The sequence below is a fragment of the Streptomyces sp. NBC_00457 genome (assembly GCF_036014015.1).
In the GTDB taxonomy this organism is placed as follows: domain Bacteria; phylum Actinomycetota; class Actinomycetes; order Streptomycetales; family Streptomycetaceae; genus Streptomyces.
Window position 1 is genome coordinate 9,124,269 of sequence record NZ_CP107905.1, and the last position, 25,684, is coordinate 9,149,952.

The following is a 25,684-nucleotide window of genomic DNA, read 5'->3' on the forward strand; positions in this document are numbered from 1 at the left end:
GTGTGTCAGTTGCCGACGCGGCGGCGCAGGTCCTGGAAGGCGGTGTAGTTGGCGATGACCTCGATCCGGCCGGGCGGGCTCATCTGCACGGCCTGGTCGAGGGTCTCGCAGACCTGGAAGTGCTGGTTCGCGACCTCCAGCCGGACCGCGAGGTCCAGCCTGCGGTCGCCGACGACGCAGATCGGGTGCCCGGTCAGCCGCGTGTAGTCGACGTCCCACAGCCAGGAGGTGTCGGTGCCGTCGGCGCCGCGCGCGTTCACGGAGAGGATCACCGGGGTGGGCGGCGGGTCGATGAGGGAGAACGTCTCCAGCCAGCCGGCCGGGTTCTTCGCGAGCAGCAGCCGCAGATCGCGCTCCATGAACTGCACCACGTCATAGCGCCCGGCCACGGCCTGCACCTGGTACATCCGCTCCAGCGCGACCTGCGGCGGCACCCCGAACACGGCGGCGACGGCGGCCGACGAGGCGGCGTTGGCCTTGTTGGCGCGGCCCGGCAGCTGAAGGTGAATGGGCCAGGCGGAGCCGTGCGGGTCGAGTACGTGGTCGCCCGAGAGCGCCCAGCTGGGCGTCGGCCGCCGGAAACCGCACTCACTGCAGAACCAGTCGTCGCCCGGGCGCTGCATCACGCCACCGCAGGACGGGCAGGACCAGGCGTCGTCCTTCCACATCTGACCGGCGGCGACCCAGATCACGTTGGGGGAGGAGGACGCGGCCCACACCACGAGCGGGTCGTCGGCGTTCGCGACGACCACGGCCTTGGAGCCCGCGAGCCCCTCCCGCCAGTTCTCGGCGAGCATCCGGGTCTCGGCGGCGCGGTCGAGCTGGTCGCGGGAGAGGTTGAGCAGGGCGATGCACTTCGGGTCGGTGTCCCGGGCCACCCCGGCCAGGTACTTCTCGTCGACCTCGATCACGCCGTAGCGCGCGTCGGACCCACCGGCCAGCGCGGAGGTGATACCGGCGGGCATGTTGGCACCGAGCGCGTTCGAGACGACGGGGCCCGCGGCGCGCAGGGCCTCGGCGATCAGCCGGGTCGTCGTGGTCTTTCCGTTGGTCGCCGACACCAGGATCACGTCCAGGTTCTGGGCGAGCCGGGCGAGGAGGTCGGGGTCGAGCTTGAGTGCCACGCGGCCGCCGATCACCGAACCGCTCCCGCGCCCCGCGGCACGCGATGCCGCCGCGACCGCCTTGCCCGCGGTCACGGCCAGCTTGGCCCGCGGCGTGAGCGGGTCCGAGTTGCCTGCCATCAGTTCTCGATCCTCCTTGCGTACGCGCCGCGCCTCTGCCTGACGGCAACGTGGTGGTGGTCAGCCTATCGAGATCCATTCGCACTCCCGAATCGCCGTACCCTTGCGGCCATGCGAAACGGCTCCATTCCGGGCGCGCACGGGCGCGTCCGGCCCCTCACCCTGCATGGCGCTCCGCTGCTGCGTGAGCGGTGCCACGAGGTGACCGACTTCGGCCCGGCCCTCACGGCCCTCGTCGAAGACCTGTTCGCCACGATGTACGCAGCACAGGGAGTCGGCCTGGCAGCGAATCAGATCGGCGAGCCCTTGCGGGTGTTCGTCTACGACTGCCCCGACGACGAGGACGTACGGCATCTGGGCCACGTCGTGAACCCGCGGCTGGTGGAGGCGGACGGCGTGGTGATCCGGGGCCCGGAGGGCTGCCTCTCCCTACCGGGCCTGGAGGCGGGCACGGAACGGTACGACCACGCGGTGGTCGAGGGCTTCACGATGACGGGAGAGCCGATCACGGTTCATGGCACGGGCTTCTTCGCACGCTGCCTGCAGCACGAGTGCGACCACTTGGAGGGCAAGGTCTACGCGGACCACTTGACGGGCTGGCGCTACAGGCGACTGATGCGACAGGCAACGCGAGCTTCTTGGGGTAGGGCGACTGGTCCGACTTAAGGGGCGCGGGGAACTGCGCGACCAGCCCCCACCAACCCGCAGCCGAGACACAACGGTCAGAACCCCGGACCGCCCACTTTGTCCCCCGCCGCAGCCAACCGCCCCCACAACAAGTCGGCCAAACTCCGCACCAACTCAGCGCGAGAACAAGGCCGTTCCCCCAGCCACCAATCCCCGGCCGCGTGCATCATCCCGACGATCCCATGCCCCCACACCCGAGCCAGCTGCTGGCTCCCCGGCCCGAGATCCAGCCGATCCTCGATGACCTGGGCCAACTCCTCACCCATCCGCCGAAGCAGCGGCCCCGCCTGAACGCCGACATCGAACCCGTGGTCACTCGCCGACCCCTCGGACGGATGCATCAGGAACCGGTACACCTGAGGACGCGCCTCGATCGCCGCGAGATACGTGTCGAGCGTGGCCTCGACCCGCTCCCGCCGGTCCGCCGGGGCGTCCAACGCGGCCCGCAGGGAATCCAGCAGCGCGTCGGTGTGCCGCTTGGCAAGGGCCGCGTAAAGCCCGCCCTTGTCACCGAAGTGCCGGTAGAGGATCGGCTTCGTGATGCCCGCCTCCGCCGCGATCGCGTTCATCGAGGCCTGCGGGCCGTCGCGCAGCACCACTCTGTCCGCGGCCTCCAGCAGCTCACGCCGACGGCGGTCGGCGGAGCGCTGCTGATCGGTCCGCTGTGTGGTGTCCATGTGATCTCCCCCTGCTCGATCGGTGACGCCTGCGCAAACTAACACTCATTACGCTCCTGACATCGAACTGGCTGCCGAGCCGTCAGGAGTTGACTTTTCCTACCGGTCGGTAACAGACTGCGGTTACCGCAAGTAACAGGATAGTGCGCCACTGCTGGAGGGGACATGGCCGAGTTCACCATGGAGCTCAACGACGAACAGAAGGAGGTCCGGGACTGGCTGCACGGTTTCGCCGCCGACGTCATCCGTCCCGCCGCCGCCGAATGGGACGAGCGTGAGGAGACTCCCTGGCCTGTCATCCAGGAGGCCGCCAAGGTCGGCATCTACTCCCTGGACTTCTACGCCCAGCAGTACTTCGACCCCACCGGCCTCGGCATCCCCATGGCCATGGAGGAGCTGTTCTGGGGCGACGCGGGCATCGCCCTGTCCATCGTCGGCACGGGCCTGGCCGCCGTCGGCGTCCTCGCCAACGGCACCGAGGAACAGATCGGCACCTGGATTCCCCAGATGTACGGCGATGCCAACGATGTCAAGGTCGCCGCGTTCTGCTCCTCCGAGCCCGACGCCGGCTCCGATGTGGCCTCCATGCGGACGCGTGCCGTGTACGACGAGGCCAAGGACGAGTGGGTGCTCAACGGTACGAAGACCTGGGCGACCAACGGCGGCATCGCCAACGTCCATGTCGTCGTCGCCGTCGTCGACCCGGACCTCGGTTCCAAGGGGCACGCCTCCTTCATCGTCCCGCCGAACACTCCTGGCCTGTCCCAGGGGCAGAAGTTCAAGAAGCACGGCATCCGCGCCTCGCACACCGCCGAGGTCGTCCTGGACAACGTCCGGATTCCCGGCTCCTGCCTGCTCGGTGGCAAGGAGAAGCTGGACGAGCGGCTGGCGCGGGCGAAGGCCTCCGGCGGTGAGCGGGTCAGGAACGCGGCGATGGCAACGTTTGAAGCTTCGCGGCCGGCGGTGGGTGCGATGGCCGTCGGCACCGCCCGTGCCGCGTACGAAGTGGCCCTCGACTACGCCATGACCCGTGAGCAGTTCGGGCGCCCGATCATCGACAACCAGGGTGTGGCGTTCGAGATCGCGGACATGCGGACGTCCATCGACGCGGCGCGTCTTCTCGTCTGGCGTGCGTCCTGGATGGGGGTCAACGGGAAGCCGTTCACCGCGGCCGAGGGCTCGATGTCGAAGCTGTTCGCGAGCGAGACGGCGAAGAAGGTGACCGCCCAGGCGATCCAGATCCTGGGCGGGAACGGATACACGCGGGAGTATCCGGTGGAGCGGATGCACCGGGATGCGGCGATCTACACGATCTTCGAGGGGACCAGTGAGATCCAGCGGCTGGTGATTGCTCGGACGCTCTCGGGGATGTCCATTCGGTAGTTGTGCGGCTGCGGGTTGTGGGGGCTGGTCGCGCAGTTCCCCGCGCCCCTTAAAACCTCACCTGTGCCGGAGCGGGGTCAGTTGCTGGATGTCGTACCTGGCCCGCAACTCCTCGATCGCCGCATGATCCGGCGGACCCCCGTTCCCCAGGATCTCCAGCAACTCCTCGAAGTAGCGTTCGTGATCCGGCGGTGGGCTTGCCTGGAAGAACATCTTGGCCGGGTTGTCCGTCGGATTTGCGAACGCATGAGGGCAGCCGGGCGGTACGACGATGAGCGTGCCCGGGGTCGCGCGTACGACCCTGTTGCCCGAACTCGACTCCCACTTCTGCCAGTTGTCGGGGGTACGGATACGCGGCTCGAAGGCGAGTACGTCCAGCTCGCCTTCCAGGACGTAGAACAACTCCTCGCTGCGCGTGTGCACATGGGCGCCGACGTCGAAGCCCGGAGGGACGAGGACCTCGAAGGTGGAGGCCGTCCGGGAGTGCGTGCCGGTGACCTTGAAGGTCACGTGCTGGGCCGGTGTCTGGACGACCCGGCCGTGGCCCGGTGGTACGAGGAGCCCCTCCGTCGTCGTCATCGGCGTCTCACCACGTGACCGGCAGGGCCTCGGGCCCGCGGATCAACGCGCCCTTCTTGAAGGGCACTTCCCGGGGCGGCACGGCGAGTTTCAGTCCCGGCACCCGGTCGAGGAGGGCGTCGACGAGGAGCTCGGACTCCAGCCGGGCCAGCATGCCGCCGGGGCAGTAGTGCGGGCCGAAGCCGAAGGAGACGTGGGGGTTGGGGTTGCGCGAGAAGTCGATCATCTCGGGCTGCGGAAAGACGTCCGGGTCGCGGTTGGCGGCGAGGTACGACACGTAGATCGCGTCGCCCGCCCGGATCCGTACGCCCTTGATGCCGACGTCCTCCATCGCGATCCGGGACAGCCCGACGGCGTTGCGGTGCGGGATGTAGCGGAGCAGCTCGTCGATGGCCTGGGGGCGGATCTCCGGCTCGGCGCGCAGCCGTGCGGTGAGGTCGGGGCGGGTCAGCAGGATGTAGAACATCTGCCCGCTGTTGTTGGTGACCGCCTCGCCGCCGATCTGGAGGAGCACCGCGAGTCCGACGGCCTCCTCCAGCGTCACCTCGCCCTTGCCGACGGCCGCGCCGAGCAGTGAGGTGACGTCCTCGCCGGTGCTGCCCTCGCGCATGCCGATGAGGTCGGCGAAGTAGGCGCCCATCTCGTTCTTGGCCTTCTCGCTGACGTCGGCGCCGTGCGAGGAGGACAGGATGAGCTGGGTCCAGGTGTGCATGCCGTGCCGGTCGGCGGCCGGGACGCCCATCAGCTCGCAGATCACGGCGATGGGGAAAGGGCTGAGGACGGTTGCGGTGAGGTCGGCCGGCGGGCCGTCCTGGAGGAGTTCGTCGACCAGCTCGTCCAGCATGCGGCGGGACTTCTCCCGCACCCGCTCCACGCCCTTCGCGGTGAATGCGGCGGCCACCGAGCGGCGCAGCCGGGTGTGGTCCGGCGGGTCCAGGAAGCCGACGGCGCCGCGGGCCGGGATGAAGTGCGGGGCGAGCCGGGTGACCTGCCGGTCCATGACGGCCTCGCGGCTGAACCGGGGGTCGTTGGTCACCATGCGTACGTCGTCGTAGCGGGTGACCAGCCAGGCCCAGCCCTCGCCGTTGGGCAGCTGGATCCGGGTGACCGGGCCCTCGTCCATCAGCTGGCCGAGGATCGGGTCGAAGTCCACGCCCGACAGGTCGAGCGCCGGCCAGTGCCGGACGGGGGGAAGGGTTTCGGTGATCGTCTCTTCGGTCATCTCACGTCGTCTCGTCAGTTGCGGTGCCAGCGGCCCAGGGCCATCTCGGCGGTGATACCGGGACCGAACCCGGCGAGGAGCCCGCGCGCCTTGTGTTCGGCGCCGCCCTCCTCGAACAGCCGGCGCAGCGCGTCCAGGACGACGGCGCTGGCGATGTTGCCGTACTCGGTGAGCGTCGACCGGCTGAACCGGAACGCGTGCGGGTCGACCTGGAGGAACTTGCTGAGGTCGTCGAGTATTCGCGGCCCGCCCGCATGGACTATGTAGAAGTCCAGGTCGGCGGCGTCCCAGCCGTGCATGCCCGCGAGATCCTGGAGCGCCGGGGCGAGCGGCTCCATGGTGGCCGGCACCCGCTTGTCCAGCAGGAAGTGGAATCCGGTGGCCCGGACGTCGTACATGATCCACTCTTCGGTCTTGGGGATCAGGTACGAGCCGTTGCGCTCGAGCGTGATGCCTTCGCCGCCGCGCCCGCGGACCGCCGCGGCGGCGATGCCGTCGCCGAACAGACCGTTGGACAGCAGCGAGCCGACGCCGATGTCCGTGGGCTGGTAGCACAGCGAGCAGAACTCGCAGGCCACGATGAGCGCGTTGGCCTCGGGGTAGGCCGTGCAGAAGTCGTGCGCCCGGTTGATCGCCGCCCCGCCTGCCGCGCAGCCCAGCTGGGCTATGGGGATCTGGCGGGTGGTGCTGTCGAAGTCCATCTCGTTGATCAGCCAGGCCGTGAGCGAGGGCATCATGAAGCCCGTGCACGACACGTAGATGATCACGTCGATGTCGGTGGTGAGCAGCTCCGCGTCGTCGAGCGCCCGCTGTATGACCGCCGGGACCCGGGCCTTCGCCTCGGCCTCGTAGATCTTGTTCCGCTCCTCGAAGCCGGGGTGCTTCAGGGTTTCCTCGATCGGCTGCACGATGTGCCGGGTGCGTACGCCGGTGTTCTCGATCAGCCGGAGGGCCAGCGGCAGTTGGGGGTGGTCAAAGTGGCGGGAGCGAGCCAGCTCCAGCGTCTCCTCCATCGTGATCACGTGCTCTGGAACGGACACCGAGGGTCTGCACAAAGTCGCCATGAACCGTGCCTGCTTTCGCCTTCCGGAAGGCCTGCGCCCCCCGGTCAGAAGGTTGTGCATTCACGATCACCCGACGGGGCGACTATCTCGCGCCGGACTACTCCAAATTGGGGATCACTGGAATTGCCTAGCGCTACGGCGTGCCCCCGCTGCTGTGCGCGATACAGGCGACATCGATACGGTCGGCCAGCTTGGCCAGCTCGATCGTCAGCGCCGCCACCGTGTCCTCGTCCAGTTCCTCCTGCCCGGCCTCGACGAGGTGCAGCCATCGCGCACCCACCGTCCGCAACAACTTGCTGACGTCGGCGGCAGCCACCTGCAGGGTCCCGCGGTCGTCGACGATCAGAGGCAGAGTCACTTCGCGGTTCACAAAGGGGATCGTAGCCGCGGAACCCTCACGCTCCGTGCCATACGGTCGTGATGTTGCAGAACTCGCGGATTCCGTGCCCGGACAGCTCACGCCCGTACCCGGACCGCTTCACTCCGCCGAACGGGAACGCCGGGTGGGACGCCGTCATCCCGTTGACGTAGACGCCACCCGCCTCCAGGTCCCGTGCGAACCGTTCGACCTCGACCCCGTCGCGCGTCCAGACGTTGGAACTCAGCCCGAACGGCGAGTCGTTGGCGATGAGCACCGCCTCGGCCAGGTCGCCCGCGCGATACACCGTGGCCACCGGGCCGAACGCCTCCTCGCGGTGGATCCGCATCTCGCGGGTGATTCCGGTGAGGACGGTCGGCGGGTACCACCAGCCGGCCTGCCCGGGACGTTCGCCGCCGCACAGCACGGCCGCTCCGCCGCGCACCGCGTCGTCCACCAGCTCCTCCAGGTCCGCCCGGCCCTGCTCGCTGGCCAGCGGCCCGACCTCGGTCTCCTCCTCCAGCGGGTCACCGACCGTGAGCGCCTGCATGCCGGCGACGAACCGCTCGGCGAACGCGTCGTACACATCGGCGTGCACGATGAACCGCTTGGCGGCGATGCAGGACTGGCCGTTGTTCTGCACCCGTGCGGTGACGGCGACTTGGGCGGCCCGGTCGACGTCGGCGGAGGGCATGACGATGTACGGGTCGCTGCCGCCCAGCTCCAGCACCGTCTTTTTCACCATCTCCCCGGCGACGGACGCCACCGCGCGGCCGGCGGGCTCGCTGCCGGTGAGGGTGGCCGCCCGGACACGCTCGTCGCGCAGGATGTCCTCTACCGCGCCGGAGCCGATGAGGAGGGTCTGGAAGCAACCCTCGGGGAAGCCGGCGCGGTGGAACAGGTCCTCGAGGTAGAGGGCGGTCTGCGGGACGTTCGAGGCGTGTTTGAGGAGGCCGACGTTGCCCGCCATCAGCGCGGGCGCGGCGAAGCGGACGACCTGCCAGAGCGGGAAGTTCCACGGCATGACCGCGAGCACCGGGCCCAGCGGCCGGTAGCGGACGAGGACGCGGGAGGCGCCGGAGTCCCGCACGTCGGCGTCGGCGGGTTCCTCGTCGGCGAGGAGCTCCGCCGCGTGGTCGGCGTACCAGCGCATCGCCTTGGCGCACTTCGCGGCCTCCGCGCGGGCCTGCTTGACCGGCTTGCCCATCTCGGTGGTCATGACGCGGCCGATGTCCTGCTGGTCCTCCTCGAGGAGATCGGCGGCCCGGCGCAGCAGCAGGGCGCGCTCGGCGAAGCCGGTCGCCCGGTAGGTGCGGAACGTGGCTTCGGCGAGCTGGAGCCTGCGTTCCAGCTCTTCGGCGCCCATGGCCTCGTACGTCTTGAGCGTCTCGCCGTTCGCCGGGTTCACCGTCGCGATGGGCATGGCTGACCTCCTGAGGGCGGCTTTGGTTAGACCTTCCCGCGCGGTGTGGGGGACCGCAACGCGTAGGCCGCTGTTCAGCCCGAGTGCTCCGCCAGCCGGTCGAGAAACGCGGTCTGCGCCTTCACGATCACGCCGCGGGCGCGGTCGAGCCCGAACCACTCCACCCGGTCCAGCTCGGGGAACTCCCGCGTCTGCCCGGACTTCGGTGGCCACTCCATCCGGAAGGTGCCGGGGACGACGGCAGCCGGGTCCAGGTCGGCCTCCACCGCCCATACGGTGACGATCTTGCCGCCGGTCTGCCGGACCTCGCCGAGGTCGATCGCCTCACCGTCCGGCGGCGGCAGCCCCAGCTCCTCCTGGAACTCACGGCGGGCGGCGTCCCAGGCGGGCTCGCCAGGTTCGTACTCGCCCTTGGGCACGGTCCACGCCCCTTCGTCACGGCGCGCGAAGAACGGGCCGCCCATATGCCCGAGCAACACCTCCATGCCCTGGTCCGTGTGCCGGAACAACAGCAGGCCGGCGCTCGTCCTCACGGCGTCACCTCGGGATGTGCGGCCAGCAGCGTCTCCACCGTGTCGGCCTCCTCCGGCCGCTTGTCCTCGCGGTAGCGGACCACGCGGGCGAAGCGGAGGGTGACGCCGGCCGGGTAGCGGGTGGACTTCTGCAGACCGTCGTAGGCGATCTCGACGACGAGTTCCGGGCGTACGGTCACGCCCCAGCCGTTGTCCTCGACGGCCAGCTCCTGGAGGCGCTCGGTCTGCCAGGTCAGCATCGCGTCGGTCATGCCCTTGAAGGTCTTGCCGAGCATGGCGAAGGAGCCGTCGGGAGCCAGCGCGCCCAGGTGGAGGTTGGAGAGCTTGCCGGTGCGGCGGCCGTGGCCCCACTCGGCGGCCAGGACGACGAGGTCGAGCGTGTGCACCGGTTTGACCTTCAGCCAGGACGCGCCGCGCCGGCCCGCGCTGTAGGGGGCGTCGAGGGCCTTGGCGACGATGCCCTCGTGGCCGCGTTTCAGGGTCTCGGCGAGGAAGGCGTCCGCCGCGTCGATGTCGTCGGGTCCCTCGACGAGCGTCCGGCGCACCCGCATCGGCTCGGGCACCAGCCGGGCCAGCTCCGCGTGCCGGTCGGCGAACGGCAGGTCGAGCAGGTCACGGTCGCCGACGGACAGCGCGTCGAAGAAGACGGGGGAGACGGGGACCTCCTCGGCCGCCGTCGCCACGTCCACGCGGGAGCCGACGCGCCCGGCGGTCTCCTGGAAGGAACGGGGCCGCCCGTCCGCGCCGAAGGAGATCACCTCACCGTCCAGGATGAAGCGCCTGCCGTTCAACTCCAGGGCCGCCGAGGTCAGTTCGGGCAGCCGGTCGGTGATGTCGTCGAGGGTGCGGGTGTAGACACGTACGGTGTCGCCGTCCCGGTGCACCTGGACGCGGATGCCGTCGAGCTTCTCCTCGACCGCGCACGCGCCGAGCTTGTCGACCGCCTCGGCCACCGAGGACGCGCTGTGCGCCAGCATCGGCAGGACCGGACGGCCGACGGTGAGCCGGAAGCGGTCCAGCGACGCCGGGCCGTCCGCGAGCAGGGCCTGGGCGACGGTCTGGAGGGACCCGGCGAGCATCACCGCCCGCCGTACGTCCGCCGCCGGCGCCCCGGTCGCCACCGCGAGGCCCTCCACCGCCACCGCCTCCAGCGCGCCCTGCCGTACCTCACCGGTGATCAGCCCGAGCAGGAACCGCTGCTCGTCCTCGGTGGCCGCGCCCATCAACTCACCCACCAGCCGGGCCCGTTCCGCCTGCGAACCGGGCCCGGACACCTTGCCCAGTTCGCTGAGCAGGGCGTCCACCTCGCGCACGCTCAGGGTCGGCTCGGCGGCCGGGGCGACCGGGCGGCTCAGCGCCTTCCAGCCGACGCCGAGCCGGCCCTGCGGAAGCCTTCCGGCCAGATACGGGATGACGATAGGCACGTCGTCCGCCTCCGCGTCCCTGAACAACTCCGCGAGCAGTGCGATCTTGCGGGACCGCGCGGAGGTGGCGGCGACCTCGCGGGAGACTTGGGCCAGGCGGGTCAGCAGCATGCAGCCCATGTTGCAACGGGCTACGTCGGTATACACCCCGACAAACGGGTTGTCGTTCGTCTGCGGGTTTGTTGTGGCTGGTCGCGCAGTTCCCCGCGCCCCTTAGGGCGCTGCATCGAGGTCGACCATGAGCAGCTCCCCGTTGATCGTGGCGCCCGCTCGGTAGCCGCCGCTCGCCGCGTTCACGACCTGCTCGCCGAAGCCCATCGCGTTGCCCGCTGCCCATACGCCCGGCACGGTTGTCAGGCCGGTCGGGTCGACTACCGGGTACGTCCCGAAGGGGGTCTCGTTCATCTCGGCGCCGAGCTTCTCCAGCAGGCCGGTCTGTGGGATTGCGCGCGGTGCTACGAACAGCGTCTGGCGGTCGTACGTCGAACCGTCCGCGAGTCGTATGCCCGTCAGGCGGTCGTCCTCGACCACCAGTCCCGCGACCTCGCCCGGGACGACGTGTACGCCCGCCGCGGCCAGTCTGCGCAGGTCGTCGTCCGAGAGGTCGTCCTCGGTGACCTTGTGCAGGAAGAGGGTCACGTCCTTGGACCACTGGGAGACGATCAGGGCCTGGTGCACGCCCATCGGGCTGGTCGCCAGGACTCCGAAGGCCTGGTCGCGTACCTCCCAGCCATGGCAGTACGGGCAGTGCAGCACGTCGCGGCCGAAGCGCTCGGCGACGCCGGGGACGTCCGGCAGCTCGTCCTTGAGGCCGGTGGTGACGACGAGGCGCCGGGCGTGCACTGTCCGTCCGCTCGCGAGCTCGACCGTGAAGTCCTCGGCCTTGGTGACGTCCACGGCCGTGTCCTGGACCAGCTCGACTCCGTACCGTGCGATCTCCTCGCGGCCGATCGTGAGGAACTCGGCGGGGGACATGCCGTCGCGGGACAGGTAGCCCTGCATGTGCGCGGCGGGGGCGTTGCGTGGTTCGCCCGCGTCGACCACCAGGGTGTGGCGCCGGGCCCGGCCCAGGATGAGGGCGGCGGACAGGCCTGCCGCGCCGCCGCCGATGACGACCACTTCGTATCTGTCGCTGTATGTCTCGGTCATGGTGACCACCTCCATGCCAGACGGTCGCGCGACCACTGCCGCATTGACAAACACATTTGCCGAAACTGCAATGGACTCCATGAGTGACGACGACATGGACGAGGTGCTCGCCGAGGTCGGTCCGCGGCTGCGGCGGATCCGCAAGGAGCGGGGCGCCACGCTGGCCGGGCTCTCCGAGGCGACCGGTATCTCGGTGAGCACGCTGTCCCGGCTGGAGTCCGGGCTGCGCAAGCCCAGCCTGGAGCTGCTGCTGCCGATCGCGCGGGCGCACGAGGTGGCGCTGGACGAACTGGTGGGTGCGCCCGCGGTGCGTGATCCCCGGGTGCGGGCCGAGCCGATCAAGAGGCACGGACGCACCTACTGGCCGCTGACCCGCCAGCCCGGGGGCCTGCAGGCCTTCAAGGTGCTGGTGCCGCAGGAGGAGGCGGAACCGGTGGAGGCGCGGACCCATGAGGGTTACGAGTGGCTGTATGTGATGTCGGGGCGGCTGCGGATGATCCTGGGCGATCACGACATCGTGCTGAACGCGGGGGAGGCCGCCGAGTTCGATACGCGGGTGCCGCACTGGTTCGGGTCGACGGGGGAGGGGCCGGTGGAGTTTCTCAGTCTGTTCGGGCCGCAGGGGGAGCGGATGCATGTGCGGGCGCGGCCGAAGCGGGCGTGATGGACGCGACTGTTCCCTGATCGGCAAGCGACCGCTTAGTATGCGAGGGACCTGGTCGGACGAAGCAGTCTGTGGAGGCCCCGCATGCAGGCATGGCAAGTGCACGAGATCGGTGAGCCGGGCGAGGTGATGCGGCTGGCGGACGTGGCGCGGCCGACGCCCGGCGACGGCCAGGTCCTGCTGAAGGTGCGTGCTGCCAACATCAACTTCCCGGATGCCCTGATGTGCCGGGGCCAGTACCAGGTCAAGCCGCCGCTGCCGTTCACGCCGGGCGTCGAGATCTGCGGCGAGACCGAGGACGGGCGCCGGGTGATCGCCAACCCCGCGCTGCCGTACGGCGGCTTCGCCGAGTACGCCGTCGCGGATGCGGCGGCTGTGCTGCCCGCGCCCGATTCTCTGGACGACGCCGAGGCCGCCGCGCTGCACATCGGCTACCAGACGGGCTGGTTCGGTCTGCACCGGCGGGCCCGGCTGGAGGCCGGCGAGACGCTGCTCGTCCACGCTGCCGCAGGAGGGGTCGGCAGCGCGGCCGTGCAGCTCGGGAAGGCGGCCGGCGCCACCGTCATCGGAGTCGTGGGCGGCGCGGAAAAGGCGGCTGTCGCCCGGGAGTTGGGCTGCGATGTCGTCGTCGACCGCCGCGCGGAGGATGTCGTCGCCGCCGTGAAGGAGGCCACCGGTGGCCGGGGCGCCGACGTGATCTACGACCCGGTCGGCGGCGCGGCCTACATCCAGTCCGCCAAGGTCGTCGCCTTCGAGGGCCGGATCGTGGTCGTCGGCTTCGCCAGCGGAACGATCCCCAGCCCGGGCCTCAACCACGCGCTGGTGAAGAACTACGCGATCCTCGGCCTGCACTGGGGCCTGTACAACACCAAGAACCCGAAGCTGGTCCAGCACTGCCACGAACAGCTGACCGAGCTGGCCGCGCGCGGCGCGATCAAGCCGCTGGTGAGCGAGCGGGTGCCGCTGGCGGGGGCCGCGGCGGCGGTGCAGCGGGTCGCCGACGGGACCACGACGGGCCGGGTCGCCGTCGTTCCCTCCCTGGAGCCCTCCCTGGAGAACGGAGCCGCCGCATGACCGACGCCGCAGAACTGCGCAGCCGCACACGGGAGTTGCTGGCCGCGCACCCGCCCACCACCACGGAACGCATCGACTTCCTCAAGGCCCGCTTCGACGCCGGACTCGCGTGGGTGCACTACCCGGAGGGCCTCGGCGGACTCGGTGCGCCGCGCTCCCTCCAGGCCGTCGTGGACGCCGAGTTGGAGGCGGCGGGCGCCCCCGACAACGACCCGCGGCGCATCGGCATCGGCCTCGGGATGGCGGCGCCGACCATCCTGAAGTACGGCACCGAGGAGCAGAAGCAGCAGTTCCTCAGGCCGCTGTGGGTGGGCGAGGAGGTCTGGTGCCAGCTGTTCAGCGAGCCGGGCGCCGGATCCGACCTGGCCGCGCTCGGCACGCGAGCCGTCAGGGAAGGCGATGACTGGGTCGTCAACGGGCAGAAGGTGTGGACCTCCAGCGCCCATCTCGCCCGCTGGGCCATCCTCATCGCCCGCACCGACCCGGACCTGCCCAAGCACGCGGGCATCACGTACTTCATCTGTGACATGACGGACCCGGGCGTCGAGGTCAGGCCGCTGCGCCAGATCACCGGCGAGGCCGAGTTCAACGAGGTGTTCCTCACCGACGTCCGCATCCCGGACGCGCACCGCCTCGGCGCGGTCGGCGACGGCTGGAAGGTCGCGCAGACGACGCTGATGAACGAGCGCGTCTCGATCGGCGGCATGCGCATCCCGCGCGAGGGCGGCATGATCGGGCCGATCGCGCAGACCTGGCGCGAACGCCCCGAACTGCGCACCCATGACCTCCACCAGCGCCTGTTGAAGCTCTGGGTCGAGGCCGAGGTCGCCCGCCTCACCGGCGAACGCCTGCGCCAGCAGCTCGTCGCGGGCCAGCCCGGCTACGAGGGCTCCGGCATGAAGCTGTCCTTCGCCCGCCTCAACCAGGAGATCAGCGGCCTGGAGGTCGAACTCCTCGGCGAGGAAGGCCTGTTGTACGACGACTGGACCATGCGCCGCCCGGAACTGGTCGACTTCACCGGCCGCGACGCCGGCTACCGCTATCTCCGCTCCAAGGGCAACAGCATCGAGGGCGGGACCAGCGAGGTCCTGCTGAACATCGTCGCCGAGCGCGTCCTGGGCCTGCCCGCGGAGCCGCGCACCGACAAGGACGTCGCGTGGAAGGACCTGGCCCGATGACCGCACAGCGTGACCTGCTGTACTCGGAGGAGGAAGAGGCGCTGCGCGCCGCCGTCCGGGACCTGCTCACCGACCACTGCGACGCGGCGGGCGTGATCACCCGCACCGAGTCCGATGCCCCGCACGACCTCTCCCTGTGGAAGTCCCTCGCCGACGGCATGGGCCTCGCGGGCCTGCTCGTCCCCGAGGCGCGGGGCGGCCAGGGCGCCACCCATCGCGAAGTCGCCGTCGTCCTGGAGGAGTTGGGGCGAGCCGTCGCCCCCGTGCCCTATCTGACGAGCGCCGTGGTCGCCACGGAGGCCCTCCTGGCCTGCGACGCCGACGACCTGCTCGCCGAGCTGGCGTCCGGCCGGCGCATCGGCGTCCTCGCTGTCGCCCTGAACGTCGCTCCGGACGGCGCCTTCAAGGCCGTACGACAGGAAGACGGTGCCCTGCACGGCGAGTTGACCGGCATCGCGGACGCGTCGGCCGCGGACGTGCTGCTCGTGCCCGCGGACGACGGTGGGCTGTACGCCGTGGACGCCGATGCCGTGACCGTCGTACCGCAGGTGTCGCTGGACCTGACGCGGCCGGTGGCGCGGGTGGAGCTGGAGGGCGCTCGCGGGCGTCGGCTGAGCGATGCCGAACCCGCCGTACGACGGGCCCTGCGGGCCGGAGCCGGGCTGCTCGCGTCCGAGCAACTCGGGCTCGCCGACTGGGCGTTGACCGAGACGGTCCGGTATCTCAAGGAGCGCAAGCAGTTCAACCGGCCCGTCGGCGGGTTCCAGGCGATCAAGCACCGGCTCGCGCAGCTGTGGCTGGAGGTCGTCAACCTGCGCGCCGCCGCCCGGAACGCGGCGGACGCGCTCGCCACCGGCGAGGACGCCGAGGTGGCGGTCGCCGTCGCGCAGGCCTACGCGGCGGGTGTCGCCGTCCACGCCGCCGAGGAGGCGCTGCAGTTGCACGGCGGTATCGGGATGACCTGGGAGCACCCGGTGCATCTGTATCTGAAGCGGGCCAAGGCGGATTCGATCGCGTACGGCACCGCAGGCGGCCACCGTGCCGCGCTCGCCGAACTGGTCGACCTGCGCGCCCCCTGACGTACACCTGGGAGTAGACCGAGAGAAGCCCGTCCCACCAGGGGCGGGCTTTTCGGTGTGTCTTCGGCCAAGGAAGTGAACTCACGGCGGCAGTCCGGCCAACTCACTTTCTCAGGCGGTTTCTTGAGCCGCTCTCGAACGCATACTCGCTGAGGTTTCACTTCAGAACACCTCGGGGAGAGAGCATGGCCCACACCACCCGTCGCAGAGTCCTCACCCTCGGCGCCGCCCTCGCGGGCGCGGTCGTGGCGCCCGCCTCACAGGCACTGGCGGGCGAGCAGAAGAAGCATCACCCGCGCCCCCTCTGGCGCGCCCACGCACACAACGACTACGAGCACCCCCGTCCCCTCCTCGACGCCCTCGACCACCGCTTCGGCAGCGTCGAGGCCGACATCTGGCTCGTCGGCGACCAGCTCCTCGTCGCGCACGACCAGGTGGACCTCGACCCGGCGCGCACCCTCGAATCCCTCTACCTGGACACGCTGGCGTCCCGCGTGAAGGCCAACCGCGGTTCCGTCTACCGGGGTTACCGCGGCTCGCTCCAGCTGCTCATCGACATCAAGACCGAGGGCTCCTCGACGTACCTCGAGCTCGACCGGCACCTGCGGCGCTACAAGGGCCTGTTCACCACGTACGCGCACGGCCGGGTGTACCCCGGTCCCGTCACCGCGGTGATCTCCGGCGACCGCGCGGCCCGCGTCCCCATGGAGGCCCAGACCGTACGCCGGGCCTTCTACGACGGCCGGCTCGCCGACCTCGGCACCTCCGCGCCCGCCTCCTTCGTCCCGCTGATCAGCGACAACTGGACGCTCAACTTCACCTGGCGGGGCGTGGGCGCGTTCCCGGCCGCCGAGCGGCAGAAGCTGCACACCATCGTCCAGACCGCGCACGCCCGCGGCCAGAAGGTCCGCTTCTGGGCCACCCCGGACATCGCGGGCCCCGCCCGCGACGCCCTGTGGACGGAACTCCTCGCCGCCGACGTCGACTACCTCAACACCGACGACCTGATCGGCCTGGAAGCCTTCCTGGACGCACACCGGTCGGCCTAGACACCACACGTTCGGAGGACACGCCAGCCGCCCGGACGAACCCTCCGCTACGCCACACTCGTGGCCGAACGCCGCGAAGCGGACGTGGCGGAGGAGGTTTTCGATGGCCGTGTCCATCTCTGTGGTGCTGCTGCTGTTGATCCTGGCGGTGATCTTCCTGCGGCACGGCGGGCTGAAGCCCAGCCACGCGATCGTCTGCGCGCTGCTCGGGTTCTACATGGCGAGCTCGAGCATGGCGCCGACCATCGAGAGCGGCCTCACGGCGACCGCGGACATCGTCAGCGGTCTGAGACCGTGAGGCCACCGCGGCGGTCAGCCGGCCGAGAAGACCCCGATGCCGTTCGGGACGGGGCGTTCCACGCCGCCTGAGGGATGGTTGCGTACGGACACGGCGGTCGCTCCCGGAACGCGGGCGACCAGCGTCGTCGACCCGCCGCCGTCCAGGTTGAACGCGTCGACCGAGCCCAACTTCCGCATGGCGTCGGCGACTTCCGCGACCGTCAGGCCCGTGCGGTACTCGGCGGCGCCGTCCAGCGCGAGCAGAATCACCCGCCGCCCGCCGTCCGCGATGCCCACGGCCGTGCGCACCGCCGCGGTCCTGTTGTCCAGTCCGGGCAGCGGCTGGCCGTCCGTCAGGACCGGGAAGCCGCCCAGGGCGAAGCTGAACGGTTTCCGGGACCCGGCCGGCACCAGCTTGTGCTGCACCGTGACGCGCTCCCCCTTGGACAGCTTCCGCAGCCGCTGCGCGCCCGCCTCCCGGCCGACCAGCACGGTGCTGTCCTTGGCGATGGTGCCGCTGCCCGGGGTGTCGGCGGTCGACACCACGCGTCCCCCGCGGACCGTCACCTCGTACGTGTCGGCACTGCACGGCGCGGCCCGGTCGGTGTCCGTGCCGCACGTCGCGCGCACCCGGGAGACGCTGCCCCACTTGGCGGTGTAGGCCCCGACCGAGCCCACCGGCAGCGCGTACTGATTGAGCCCGCCGAGCGGCAGCTTGCCGTCGGGCGTGCCGATCGACCCGCTCAGGGAGAGGCTGTCCAGCCGGGCCCGCCGGTCGTCGCCGACCCCGAACACGTCCTTCGTGCTCCTGCCGGGCGGCATCGCGGGACCGAAGCGCTGGCCGTTGGGCACCGCGGCGCTGAGGGCCTTGCCCTTGGCGATCGCCGGTCCCACGCTCGCGCCGGTCGCCTGCACGCCCGGGTGCTGGGTCTCGGTGAGGTTGAAGAAGTCGCCGTTGACGCCCCCTACGGCGCCCTGGGCGTCGGCCAGCCGGGACACGGTCCCGCGGGCGGCCACCGCCCCCGGAGACAGCAGTCCTAGCCGGACCTTGGGATTGCGCAGGTCGACGCTGAGCACATGCGCCCGCGTCAGACCCTTGGACGCCTGGATGTCGAACTGCTCGTACGTGACACCCGGCGCGATCCGGGTGCCGCCCTGAACGGCGCCGGCCGGTGCCGCCCCCGCCAGGGCCGCACCGGCCAGCGCGCCGAATGCCGTGAGAAGCGTGAGGACCGATCTGCCTGCTCCGAACCGTTTCTGACGACGCGTCACCGTGCCCCCTGAGGTCTCGTCACATGTCGTGGGACTCAGGGGAATTGGAACAGAGGGCGGTGACCGCCGGGGTGCCTAAGCGCCGACTACGCGCGAACGGATCAGAAAACGCACCCCCTCGGGTGCCTCGAGCGAGAAGCCGCTGCCCCGGCCCTCGACGACGTCGACGATCAGCCGGGTGTGGCTCCACACCTCGTACTGACTCCTCGACATCCAGAAGCCCACCGGCTCCTCGACCCCGTCCACCGCCAGCTCCGCCAGCAGCACGTCCGAGCCGCCGGTACGGAACTCGCCCTCCGGGTAACACATGGGCGCGCTGCCGTCGCAGCAGCCGCCGGACTGATGGAACATCAGCGGACCGTGCGCCTGCCGCAGCCGACGCAACAGATCGGCGGCCGCGGGCGTGAGCTCGACACGCGGGATCTCTTCATCCATGCCGACAGCGCAGCACGCGGGAGGTTGCGAGGGGGTTGCAGGGCTACACGATCTCCACGAGCAGGTCTCCGCCCTCCACCTGCTGGATGCGGTTGATGGCCAGCCGCGTGACCCGGCCCGCCGTCGGCGCGGTGATGGCGGCCTCCATCTTCATCGCCTCGATGGTGGCCACGGTCACGCCGGCCTCCACCACGTCGCCCTCGGCGACCGAGAGCGTCACCACGCCGGCGAACGGCGCCGCCACATGCCCGGGGTTGGCCCGGTCCGCCTTCTCGGTGACCGGGGCGTCCGAGGCGGCGGCCACGTCGCGGACCTGGATCGGCCGCAGCTGGCCGTTGAGGCCGGCCATGACGTTGCGCATGCCGCGTTCGTCGGCCTCGCCGATGGCCTGGAGCTCGATGAGCAGGCGTACGCCGGGCTCCAGATCGACGGCGTACTCCTTGCCGGGGCGCAGACCGTAGAAGAAGTGCCTGCTGTCCAGGACGCTGGTGTCGCCGTACGACTGACGGTGCGTCTCGAACTCGCGCGTCGGGCCCGGGAAGAGCAGCCGGTTCAGGGTGACGCGGCGGGACTTCTCCAGGCCGTCGCGGTCCTCGGCGGTCAGATCCGGTACGGGCCTCGCGTCGGCGCGTCCCTGGAGCGCCTTGGTGCGGAACGGCTCCGGCCAGCCGCCCGGCGGGGTCCCCAGCTCGCCGCGCAGGAAGCCGATGACCGAGTCGGGGATGTCGAACCGGTCGGGCGTCGCCTCGAAGTCCTCCGGCGTCACACCGGCTCCCACCAGGTGCAGGGCCAGGTCGCCGACCACCTTGGACGAGGGGGTGACCTTCACCAGCCGGCCGAGGATGCGGTCGGCGGCGGCGTACATCGCCTCGATGTCCTCGAAGCGGTCGCCGAGGCCGAGTGCGACGGCCTGGGTGCGCAGGTTGGACAGCTGGCCGCCGGGGATCTCGTGGTGGTAGACGCGCCCGGTGGGGGAGGCGAGGCCCGCCTCGAACGGCGCGTACACACGGCGGACGCTCTCCCAGTACGGCTCCAGGTCCCCGACGGCCTGGAGGTCCAGTCCCGTCGGCCGTTCGGAGTGGTCGGTGGCGGCGACGATCGCGGACAGGGACGGCTGCGACGTCGTCCCCGCCATCGAGGCCACCGCCCCGTCCACCGCGTCCACGCCCGCCTGGGCCGCCGCGAGGTAGGTGGCGAGCTGGCCGCCCGCGGTGTCATGGGTGTGCAGATGGACCGGCAGGCCGAACTCGCGGCGCAGCGCCGAGACGAGGGTCGCGGCGGCGGGCGCGCGCAGCAGGCCCGCCATGTCCTTGACGGCCAGGACATGGGCGCCCGCCTCGACGATCTGCTCGGCGAGACGCAGATAGTAGTCGAGGGTGTAGAGCCGCTCGGAGGGGTCGGACAGGTCAGCGGTGTAGCAGAGGGCCACCTCGGCGATCGCCGTCCCCGTCTCGCGTACGGCGTCGATGGCCGGCCGCATCTGGCCGACGTCGTTGAGGGCGTCGAAGGTGCGGAAGATGTCGATGCCGGTGGCCGCGGCCTCCTGCACGAAGGCGTCGGTCACCTCGGTGGGGTAGGGGGTGTAGCCGACGGTGTTCCGGCCGCGCAGCAGCATCTGCAGGCAGACGTTGGGCACCGCCTCGCGCAGGGCGGCCAGGCGTTCCCACGGGTCCTCGGCGAGGAAGCGCAGGGCGACGTCGTAGGTGGCGCCGCCCCAGCATTCCAGGGACAGCAGCTCGGGCAGGGTGCGCGCGACGACGGGGGCGACGGCCAGCAGGTCCTTGGTACGCACCCGGGTGGCCAGCAGGGACTGATGGGCGTCGCGGAAGGTGGTGTCGGTGACGCCGAGGAGCGGCGACTCACGCAACGCGCGTGCGAAGCCCTCGGGGCCCAGTTCGGCGAGCCGCTGCCGGGAGCCGGCGGGCGGCTCACCGGCCGGCCCGGACGGCAGCTTGGTCGTGGGGTCGATGAGGGCCGGCCGCTCCCCGTGCGGCTTGTTGACGGTGACGTCGGCGAGATAGGTCAGCAGCTTGGTGCCACGGTCCGCGGAGTGCCGTGCCGTCAGCAGGTGCGGCCGCTGCTCGATGAACGACGTCGTGACCCGGCCGGCCTGGAAGTCGGGGTCGTCCAGGACGGCCTGCAGGAACGGGATGTTCGTGGCGACGCCGCGGATACGGAACTCGGCGACCGCGCGCCGGGCCCGGCCGATCGCGGCGGAGAGATCCCGGCCCCGGCAGGTGAGCTTCACCAGCATCGAGTCGAAGTGCGCGCTGATCTCCGTACCGGCGTGCGTGGTACCGCCGTCCAGACGGATGCCCGAGCCGCCCGGTGAGCGGTAGGCGCTGATCCGGCCGGTGTCGGGGCGGAAGCCGTTGGCCGGGTCCTCGGTGGTGATACGGCACTGCAGCGCGGCGCCGCGCAGGGTGAGGGTGTCCTGGGCGAGCCCGAGGTCGGCGAGGGTCTCGCCGGAGGCGATGCGCAGTTGCGCCTGGACCAGATCGACGTCGGTCACCTCCTCGGTGACCGTGTGCTCGACCTGGATGCGCGGGTTCATCTCGATGAAGACGTGGTTGCCTTCGCGGTCGAGCAGGAACTCCACGGTGCCGGCGTTGCGGTAGCCGATCTCGCGGGCGAAGCGCACGGCGTCCGCGCAGATCCGCTCCCGCAGGCCCGGGTCGAGGTTGGGCGCGGGCGCCAGCTCGATCACCTTCTGGTGGCGGCGCTGCACCGAGCAGTCACGCTCAAACAGGTGGATGACGTTGCCTGCGCCGTCGGCGAGGATCTGCACCTCGATGTGGCGGGGCTCCACGACAGCCTTCTCCAGGAAGACGGTCGGGTCGCCGAACGCGGACGCCGCCTCGCGCGAGGCCGCCTCGATGGATTCGCGCAACTGGGCCGGCGTCTCCACGCGCCGCATGCCACGCCCTCCGCCGCCCGCGACGGCCTTCACGAACACCGGGAAACCGACCTCGTCGGCGGCACGGACCAGTTCGTCGACGTCGTTCGAGGGCTGCGAGGAGCCGAGCACCGGTACGCCGGCCGCGCGGGCGGCGGTCACCGCGCGGGCCTTGTTGCCGGTCAGCTCCAGCGTGTCCGCGTCCGGGCCGACGAAGGTGATGCCCGCGTTCTCGCAGGCACGGGCCAGTTCGGGGTTCTCGGAGAGGAAGCCGTAGCCCGGGTAGACGGCGTCCGCTCCGGCCCGCTGAGCCGCTCGTACGATCTCGTCGACCGAGAGATACGCCCGCACCGGGTGGCCCGGTTCGCCGATCTCGTAGGCCTCGTCCGCCTTGAGCCGGTGCAGCGAGTTGCGGTCCTCGTGCGGGAACACGGCGACGGTGCGCGCCCCCAGCTCATAGCCGGCGCGGAACGCACGAATGGCGATCTCGCCTCGGTTGGCGACCAGTACCTTGCGGAACATCCTGTATCCCTTCGCGGCCTGCCCGTGACGAGGACCATGGTGTCGGCGACGCCGCGGTCATGCCATGTGAGCCGGGACACGATTTGGTGCCCCTACGACTCCTTCACCGCTCACGGCGTCCGGAACCCTCGAAAGGTCACGTAGGCGCGGGTTTCGGCATGGCCGCGCCCGCGTGCCTCGGGTGCCGTGCACACGGCGCTGATCTCGGTCCGTCCCGGAGGGCGGAGCCTCCCCCCGGCCTTCGGCCGGGGGGACCCCCATCTAGCTGCGCTCGCCCGCCGTGGCCACCAGCCTGCCGCCCGCTCGGATGCCGACGCACATCGGCCGGACCCAGTTCGACCATGTCGGTGCCGAGCGCGGCACGCGGTTGGACGGGCCGGTCGCCGGGCAGCTGAACAGCGTCCTTCCACAGGCGCGGCCGGCCTCGGCCCGCACCCGGTCAGTAGCCGTAGATCATCTTGTAGGCGACCTCCGGGAGGAACTGTCCGGCCGAGGAGCCGCTTCCCGCGCCGCAGTTGCCGTCGGACTCGCCCGGGACCTTGATCCACAAGAGCATCTCGGCGCCTCCGCCCAGCTGGGTGGGGGTTCCGATACGGCGGCCTGAGGGGTTGCACCACTGGCCGTTGGAGCCGTTGCCGTTGCGGCTGGTGTCCACGACGAACGGCTTGGTGTAGCCGTACCGGTTGCGCAGCTCATTGTTGACGGCGTTGCCGTACGCGGTGTTCTCGGCCGTGGTCAGGTAGTTGGAGACGTTGAGCGAGAAACCGTGGGCCTGTCGGACGCCGGCCTCGTGGAGCCGCTGGGCCATGGTCGCCGCGCTCGCCCAGGCCGGGTTGCCGGCGTCGAGATAGACCCAGGTGTTGGGAGCCTGGCGGTTGAACTCGGCGAGCGCGCCGGTGAGCATGGCCTCGCGTTCGTCGATCTGGGCCTGGTTCATACAGCCGTAGTCCCCGAGGGAGTCCGGTTCGAGGACGACGACGGCCGGGCGGCCCGCGATCCCGCCCGCGAACTGGGCGATCCAGTTCGCGTAGGCGGAGGGCGAGGAGGCTCCGCCAGCGGAGTGCCCGCCGCAGTAGTCGCGGTTGTAGATGTTGTAGGCGACGAGGACGGGCAGTTTGTCCTGGGCGTCCGCGGCGCCCACGTACGCGCCGGTCGCCGTGCCGATGGTGCCGCTCCAGGAGCCGAACCAGCGGGCCGTCGGTGTGTTGGCGATAGAGGCGTTGATCGCGGACGCCCGGCCGTCGCCGGAGTTGGCGGCGACCCACCGCTTCGCGCTGGAGGCGGGGTCCACGTAGAACCCGTTGGTCATGGTCGTCGGGTCGGCCGCGTGGGCGGACGGCGCGGCGGCGAGCGCCAGCGGCAGTGAGGAGAGCGCTGCCAGCAGGGCGAGGAGTCTGCGGCGCATGACGGGTACCTCGGCTTTCTGACGGGGTGCGTCCGAAGGCGCCGGTGAGCGCGGGGGAGCGCTCCCACAAGAAGCGCTCCCCACCGGCACGGTCGGTCAGCAGGTCGAGTCGGTCTGGTACGGGAGCCGGTCGTTCAGGGCGTGGACAGCTCGAACCGCGTGACGCGGACCGCGCCGCCGAGCGCCTGTGTGGCGTGGTTGAAGAGGGCGAATCGGTAGCCCATGAAGAACCGCCAGTCGTTGCCCATGGAGAAGGCGGGCCCGAGGCGGGTGAAGGTGGTGCCGTCGGTGCTGTAGGAGAAGGTGCCGGGGCGGGGCGCTCCGGGACGGATGTCCGCGCCCGCGCGCAGCCGGATACGACCCCCGGAGACCGGGGCGCTCGCGACCTCGGTGCCGGTGCCGGTGGTGTTCCAATTGCCGTCCATGGTCAGCCCGTTGACCATCACCACCCGCGTCGTGCCGCCGTCGCGCTTGACGCCGATCCAGGCGGACGAGTCACGCAGCAGGGCGAGTCCGGCCCGGTCGCCGTCCCGCATCGCCGAGAAGTCGAGGTCGACCGTGGCCGTGGAGGCAGGACCCTGGATGCGGTGGGTGAGCGTGTTGCGGGCCCAGTACAGGTCGTTGGTGACGGTCGCGGTCCGCAGGGTCAGGCCGTTGTTCACCGACCACTTGGTGTTGTCCGGGTTGTGGTTCCACTCCCACCTCGGTTTGAGGGTCGTGCCGTCGAACGTGTCGACGCCGGTCATGGGGGTGACCTGGCGGGGTGGGGCGGGCACGGCCGGGCTGGGATACGAGGTGCCCCACGCGCCGTTGACGAGTTGCACGACGGGCCAGCCGTCCGAGGTCCAGGTGATCGGCGCCAGGGCGGGCATCCGGCCGCCGGGGTACGCGTCGACGAAGGCCATGTAGTACCAGGCGCCGCTCTGGGTCTGCACCAGCCCGCCCTGGTGGGGGACGCCACCGCCGGGGATCGGTCCGCGCAGGTCGAGGAGCACTTGCCGCATCGTGTAGGGACCGAAGGGGCCGCTCGACGACTTGAGGATGTACTGGCCGTTCGCGGGGCGGGTCAGGAAGATGTAGTACTGCCCGTTGATCTTGTAGAAGCGGGCGCCCTCAAGGGTGCCGACACTCGACGGTGTCGAGAACACCTGCTGCGTGCGCACCTGGTTGCGGCCGTCGGGCGAGAGCTGGGCCACGCTGATGGTGGTGTTCCCGTAGGCCACATACAGGGTGTCGTCGCTGTCCACGAGCAGGCCCGCGTCGTAGTACGGCGTGCTGATCGTCGTCAGCCTGTTCCACGGCCCCTCGACGGCGGTGGCGGTGTAGATGTAGGTCCGGGCGAAGTCGATCTGGCCCAGCCAGTAGAACGTCCTGTTGCTCGGACGGTAGGCCAGCGACGACGCCCAGACACCCCGGACGTAGCCACGGGCGCCGGTCAGGTCGTACTTGGCGCCGAAGTCGAGGACGGGCACCGAGTGGCCGGCGATCTCCCAGTTCACCAGGTCGTACGAGCGCAGGACGGGCGCGCCCGGCGAATAGTGCATCGTCGAGGCCGAGGCGTAGAAGGTGTCGCCGACGCGGATGATGTCGATGTCCGCGAAGTCCTGCCAGATCACCGGGTTGGTGTATGCCGCGGCGGCTGCGCGGGCCGGACCCTGGGCTGCGGTCAGAGGGAGGACCGCGCCGGTGGCCAGGCCGGTGGCGGCCGCCAGCGCGCGACGACGGGAAAAGAGTTGATGAGGCCATGACATACCCATATGGGGCGTGCTCCTTGCGGCTCGGCGGTTGCGGTGGCGCAACCCGGAGGTGCACTGCCGGGTTCGGTGGAGCGGCTCTGGCGTTTTCGGAATTTCGAACGCAAGTCGAGTTGTCGAGCAACCAGGATGATAGGGAGCCGGTGAGTGCCGTCAAGGGTTCTCGCATGATTCGTGGGATGTCTCGAAACATTCGATCCCTCTGGGGACGCGAATGCGACCCTTTCCGAACCCTTGGCGGGCAAGGCGCGGCAGGTTTGCTCTACGTGTTGACATGAACGCTCGCCTCTCTAGTATCCGTGGGGCTCTCAGTTTCCGAACGACGTCCGAAATT

The 25,684-nt window shown here is 70.5% G+C and carries 23 protein-coding genes; 8 read left to right on the forward strand and 15 right to left on the reverse strand.

Features of this window, described 5'->3' with window-relative positions; genetic code table 11:
* Positions 1 to 5 precede the first annotated feature (5 nt).
* Entirely contained in the window at positions 6 to 1,244 is a 1,239-nt protein-coding gene (locus OG828_RS41830; protein ID WP_328504079.1) for a MurT ligase domain-containing protein, read from the reverse strand.
* Positions 1,245 to 1,355: 111 nt separating this feature from the next.
* Here OG828_RS41830 and def point away from each other — a divergent pair, with 111 nt between their 5' ends.
* The gene (gene def, locus OG828_RS41835) at positions 1,356 to 1,910 is read left to right on the forward strand and encodes a peptide deformylase (protein WP_328368952.1); all 555 of its coding nucleotides are present in this window, start codon (positions 1,356 to 1,358) and stop codon (positions 1,908 to 1,910) included.
* 56 nt (positions 1,911 to 1,966) lie between these two features.
* Here the strand turns inward: def and OG828_RS41840 are convergent, their stop codons facing one another.
* A complete protein-coding gene (locus OG828_RS41840; RefSeq protein WP_328368955.1) occupies positions 1,967 to 2,608 on the reverse strand; it encodes a TetR family transcriptional regulator in 642 nt (213 codons plus the stop codon).
* 165 nt (positions 2,609 to 2,773) lie between these two features.
* On the opposite strand from OG828_RS41840, the gene OG828_RS41845 reads away from it, so the two are divergent.
* Positions 2,774 to 3,991: an acyl-CoA dehydrogenase family protein gene (locus OG828_RS41845; RefSeq protein WP_328441775.1), complete on the forward strand. Its 1,218-nt coding sequence runs from the start codon at positions 2,774 to 2,776 to the stop codon at positions 3,989 to 3,991.
* A 57-nt stretch (positions 3,992 to 4,048) separates the two neighbouring features.
* On the opposite strand, the gene OG828_RS41850 is transcribed toward OG828_RS41845, so the two are convergent.
* From OG828_RS41850 to OG828_RS41885, 8 genes are all read right to left on the reverse strand, one after another.
* The gene (locus tag OG828_RS41850) at positions 4,049 to 4,570 is read right to left on the reverse strand and encodes a cupin domain-containing protein (RefSeq protein WP_328368961.1); all 522 of its coding nucleotides are present in this window, start codon (positions 4,568 to 4,570) and stop codon (positions 4,049 to 4,051) included.
* Positions 4,571 to 4,577: 7 nt separating this feature from the next.
* Positions 4,578 to 5,792, reverse strand: a complete 1,215-nt coding sequence (locus OG828_RS41855; RefSeq protein ID WP_210571138.1) for a cytochrome P450 — start codon at positions 5,790 to 5,792, stop codon at positions 4,578 to 4,580.
* A 14-nt stretch (positions 5,793 to 5,806) separates the two neighbouring features.
* Positions 5,807 to 6,916, reverse strand: a complete 1,110-nt coding sequence (locus tag OG828_RS41860; RefSeq protein ID WP_328368966.1) for a type III polyketide synthase — start codon at positions 6,914 to 6,916, stop codon at positions 5,807 to 5,809.
* Between the two features lie 73 nt (positions 6,917 to 6,989).
* A complete protein-coding gene (locus OG828_RS41865) occupies positions 6,990 to 7,226 on the reverse strand; it encodes a DUF6213 family protein (protein ID WP_210571140.1) in 237 nt (78 codons plus the stop codon).
* 25 nt (positions 7,227 to 7,251) lie between these two features.
* Positions 7,252 to 8,637 carry an NADP-dependent succinic semialdehyde dehydrogenase gene (locus OG828_RS41870; protein ID WP_328441776.1) on the reverse strand — a complete coding sequence of 462 codons (1,386 nt, stop codon included), beginning with the start codon at positions 8,635 to 8,637 and terminating at the stop codon, positions 7,252 to 7,254.
* 74 nt (positions 8,638 to 8,711) lie between these two features.
* Positions 8,712 to 9,170 (reverse strand): NUDIX domain-containing protein, encoded by a 459-nt coding sequence (locus OG828_RS41875; RefSeq protein ID WP_328368973.1) that lies wholly within the window; start codon positions 9,168 to 9,170, stop codon positions 8,712 to 8,714.
* Positions 9,167 to 10,705: an ATP-dependent DNA ligase gene (locus tag OG828_RS41880; protein WP_328504080.1), complete on the reverse strand. Its 1,539-nt coding sequence runs from the start codon at positions 10,703 to 10,705 to the stop codon at positions 9,167 to 9,169. Before OG828_RS41880 ends, OG828_RS41875 begins: the two co-directional genes overlap by 4 nt.
* A 102-nt stretch (positions 10,706 to 10,807) precedes the next feature.
* A complete protein-coding gene (locus OG828_RS41885) occupies positions 10,808 to 11,743 on the reverse strand; it encodes an NAD(P)/FAD-dependent oxidoreductase (protein WP_328504081.1) in 936 nt (311 codons plus the stop codon).
* Positions 11,744 to 11,822: 79 nt separating this feature from the next.
* On the opposite strand from OG828_RS41885, the gene OG828_RS41890 reads away from it, so the two are divergent.
* From OG828_RS41890 to OG828_RS41915, 6 genes are all read left to right on the forward strand, one after another.
* A complete protein-coding gene (locus OG828_RS41890) occupies positions 11,823 to 12,407 on the forward strand; it encodes a helix-turn-helix domain-containing protein (protein ID WP_328368979.1) in 585 nt (194 codons plus the stop codon).
* A gap of 84 nt (positions 12,408 to 12,491) precedes the next feature.
* Complete coding sequence (locus OG828_RS41895) at positions 12,492 to 13,481, forward strand: NADPH:quinone oxidoreductase family protein (RefSeq protein WP_328504082.1); 990 nt, start codon at positions 12,492 to 12,494, stop codon at positions 13,479 to 13,481.
* Positions 13,478 to 14,659, forward strand: coding sequence for an acyl-CoA dehydrogenase family protein (locus tag OG828_RS41900; protein WP_328504083.1), 1,182 nt, complete (start codon positions 13,478 to 13,480; stop codon positions 14,657 to 14,659). The genes OG828_RS41895 and OG828_RS41900 overlap by 4 nt, the downstream gene beginning before the upstream one ends.
* Positions 14,656 to 15,738, forward strand: a complete 1,083-nt coding sequence (locus tag OG828_RS41905; protein WP_328504084.1) for an acyl-CoA dehydrogenase family protein — start codon at positions 14,656 to 14,658, stop codon at positions 15,736 to 15,738. Before OG828_RS41900 ends, OG828_RS41905 begins: the two co-directional genes overlap by 4 nt.
* Positions 15,739 to 15,923: 185 nt before the next feature.
* Positions 15,924 to 16,787, forward strand: a complete 864-nt coding sequence (locus OG828_RS41910) for a phosphatidylinositol-specific phospholipase C/glycerophosphodiester phosphodiesterase family protein (RefSeq protein WP_328441782.1) — start codon at positions 15,924 to 15,926, stop codon at positions 16,785 to 16,787.
* Positions 16,788 to 16,890: 103 nt separating this feature from the next.
* Positions 16,891 to 17,085, forward strand: coding sequence for a hypothetical protein (locus OG828_RS41915; RefSeq protein ID WP_328368994.1), 195 nt, complete (start codon positions 16,891 to 16,893; stop codon positions 17,083 to 17,085).
* 14 nt (positions 17,086 to 17,099) lie between these two features.
* Here OG828_RS41915 and OG828_RS41920 read toward each other — a convergent pair whose 3' ends face one another.
* From OG828_RS41920 to OG828_RS41940, 5 genes are all read right to left on the reverse strand, one after another.
* The gene (locus OG828_RS41920) at positions 17,100 to 18,338 is read right to left on the reverse strand and encodes a phosphodiester glycosidase family protein (protein WP_328504085.1); all 1,239 of its coding nucleotides are present in this window, start codon (positions 18,336 to 18,338) and stop codon (positions 17,100 to 17,102) included.
* 75 nt (positions 18,339 to 18,413) lie between these two features.
* A complete protein-coding gene (locus tag OG828_RS41925; protein WP_328504086.1) occupies positions 18,414 to 18,773 on the reverse strand; it encodes a DUF779 domain-containing protein in 360 nt (119 codons plus the stop codon).
* Positions 18,774 to 18,816: 43 nt separating this feature from the next.
* Complete coding sequence (locus tag OG828_RS41930; protein WP_328504087.1) at positions 18,817 to 22,191, reverse strand: pyruvate carboxylase; 3,375 nt, start codon at positions 22,189 to 22,191, stop codon at positions 18,817 to 18,819.
* Positions 22,192 to 22,630: 439 nt separating this feature from the next.
* The gene (locus OG828_RS41935) at positions 22,631 to 23,596 is read right to left on the reverse strand and encodes a glycoside hydrolase family 6 protein (RefSeq protein WP_328504088.1); all 966 of its coding nucleotides are present in this window, start codon (positions 23,594 to 23,596) and stop codon (positions 22,631 to 22,633) included.
* 134 nt (positions 23,597 to 23,730) lie between these two features.
* Complete coding sequence (locus tag OG828_RS41940) at positions 23,731 to 25,347, reverse strand: glycoside hydrolase family 43 protein (protein WP_328505031.1); 1,617 nt, start codon at positions 25,345 to 25,347, stop codon at positions 23,731 to 23,733.
* Positions 25,348 to 25,684 lie beyond the last annotated feature (337 nt).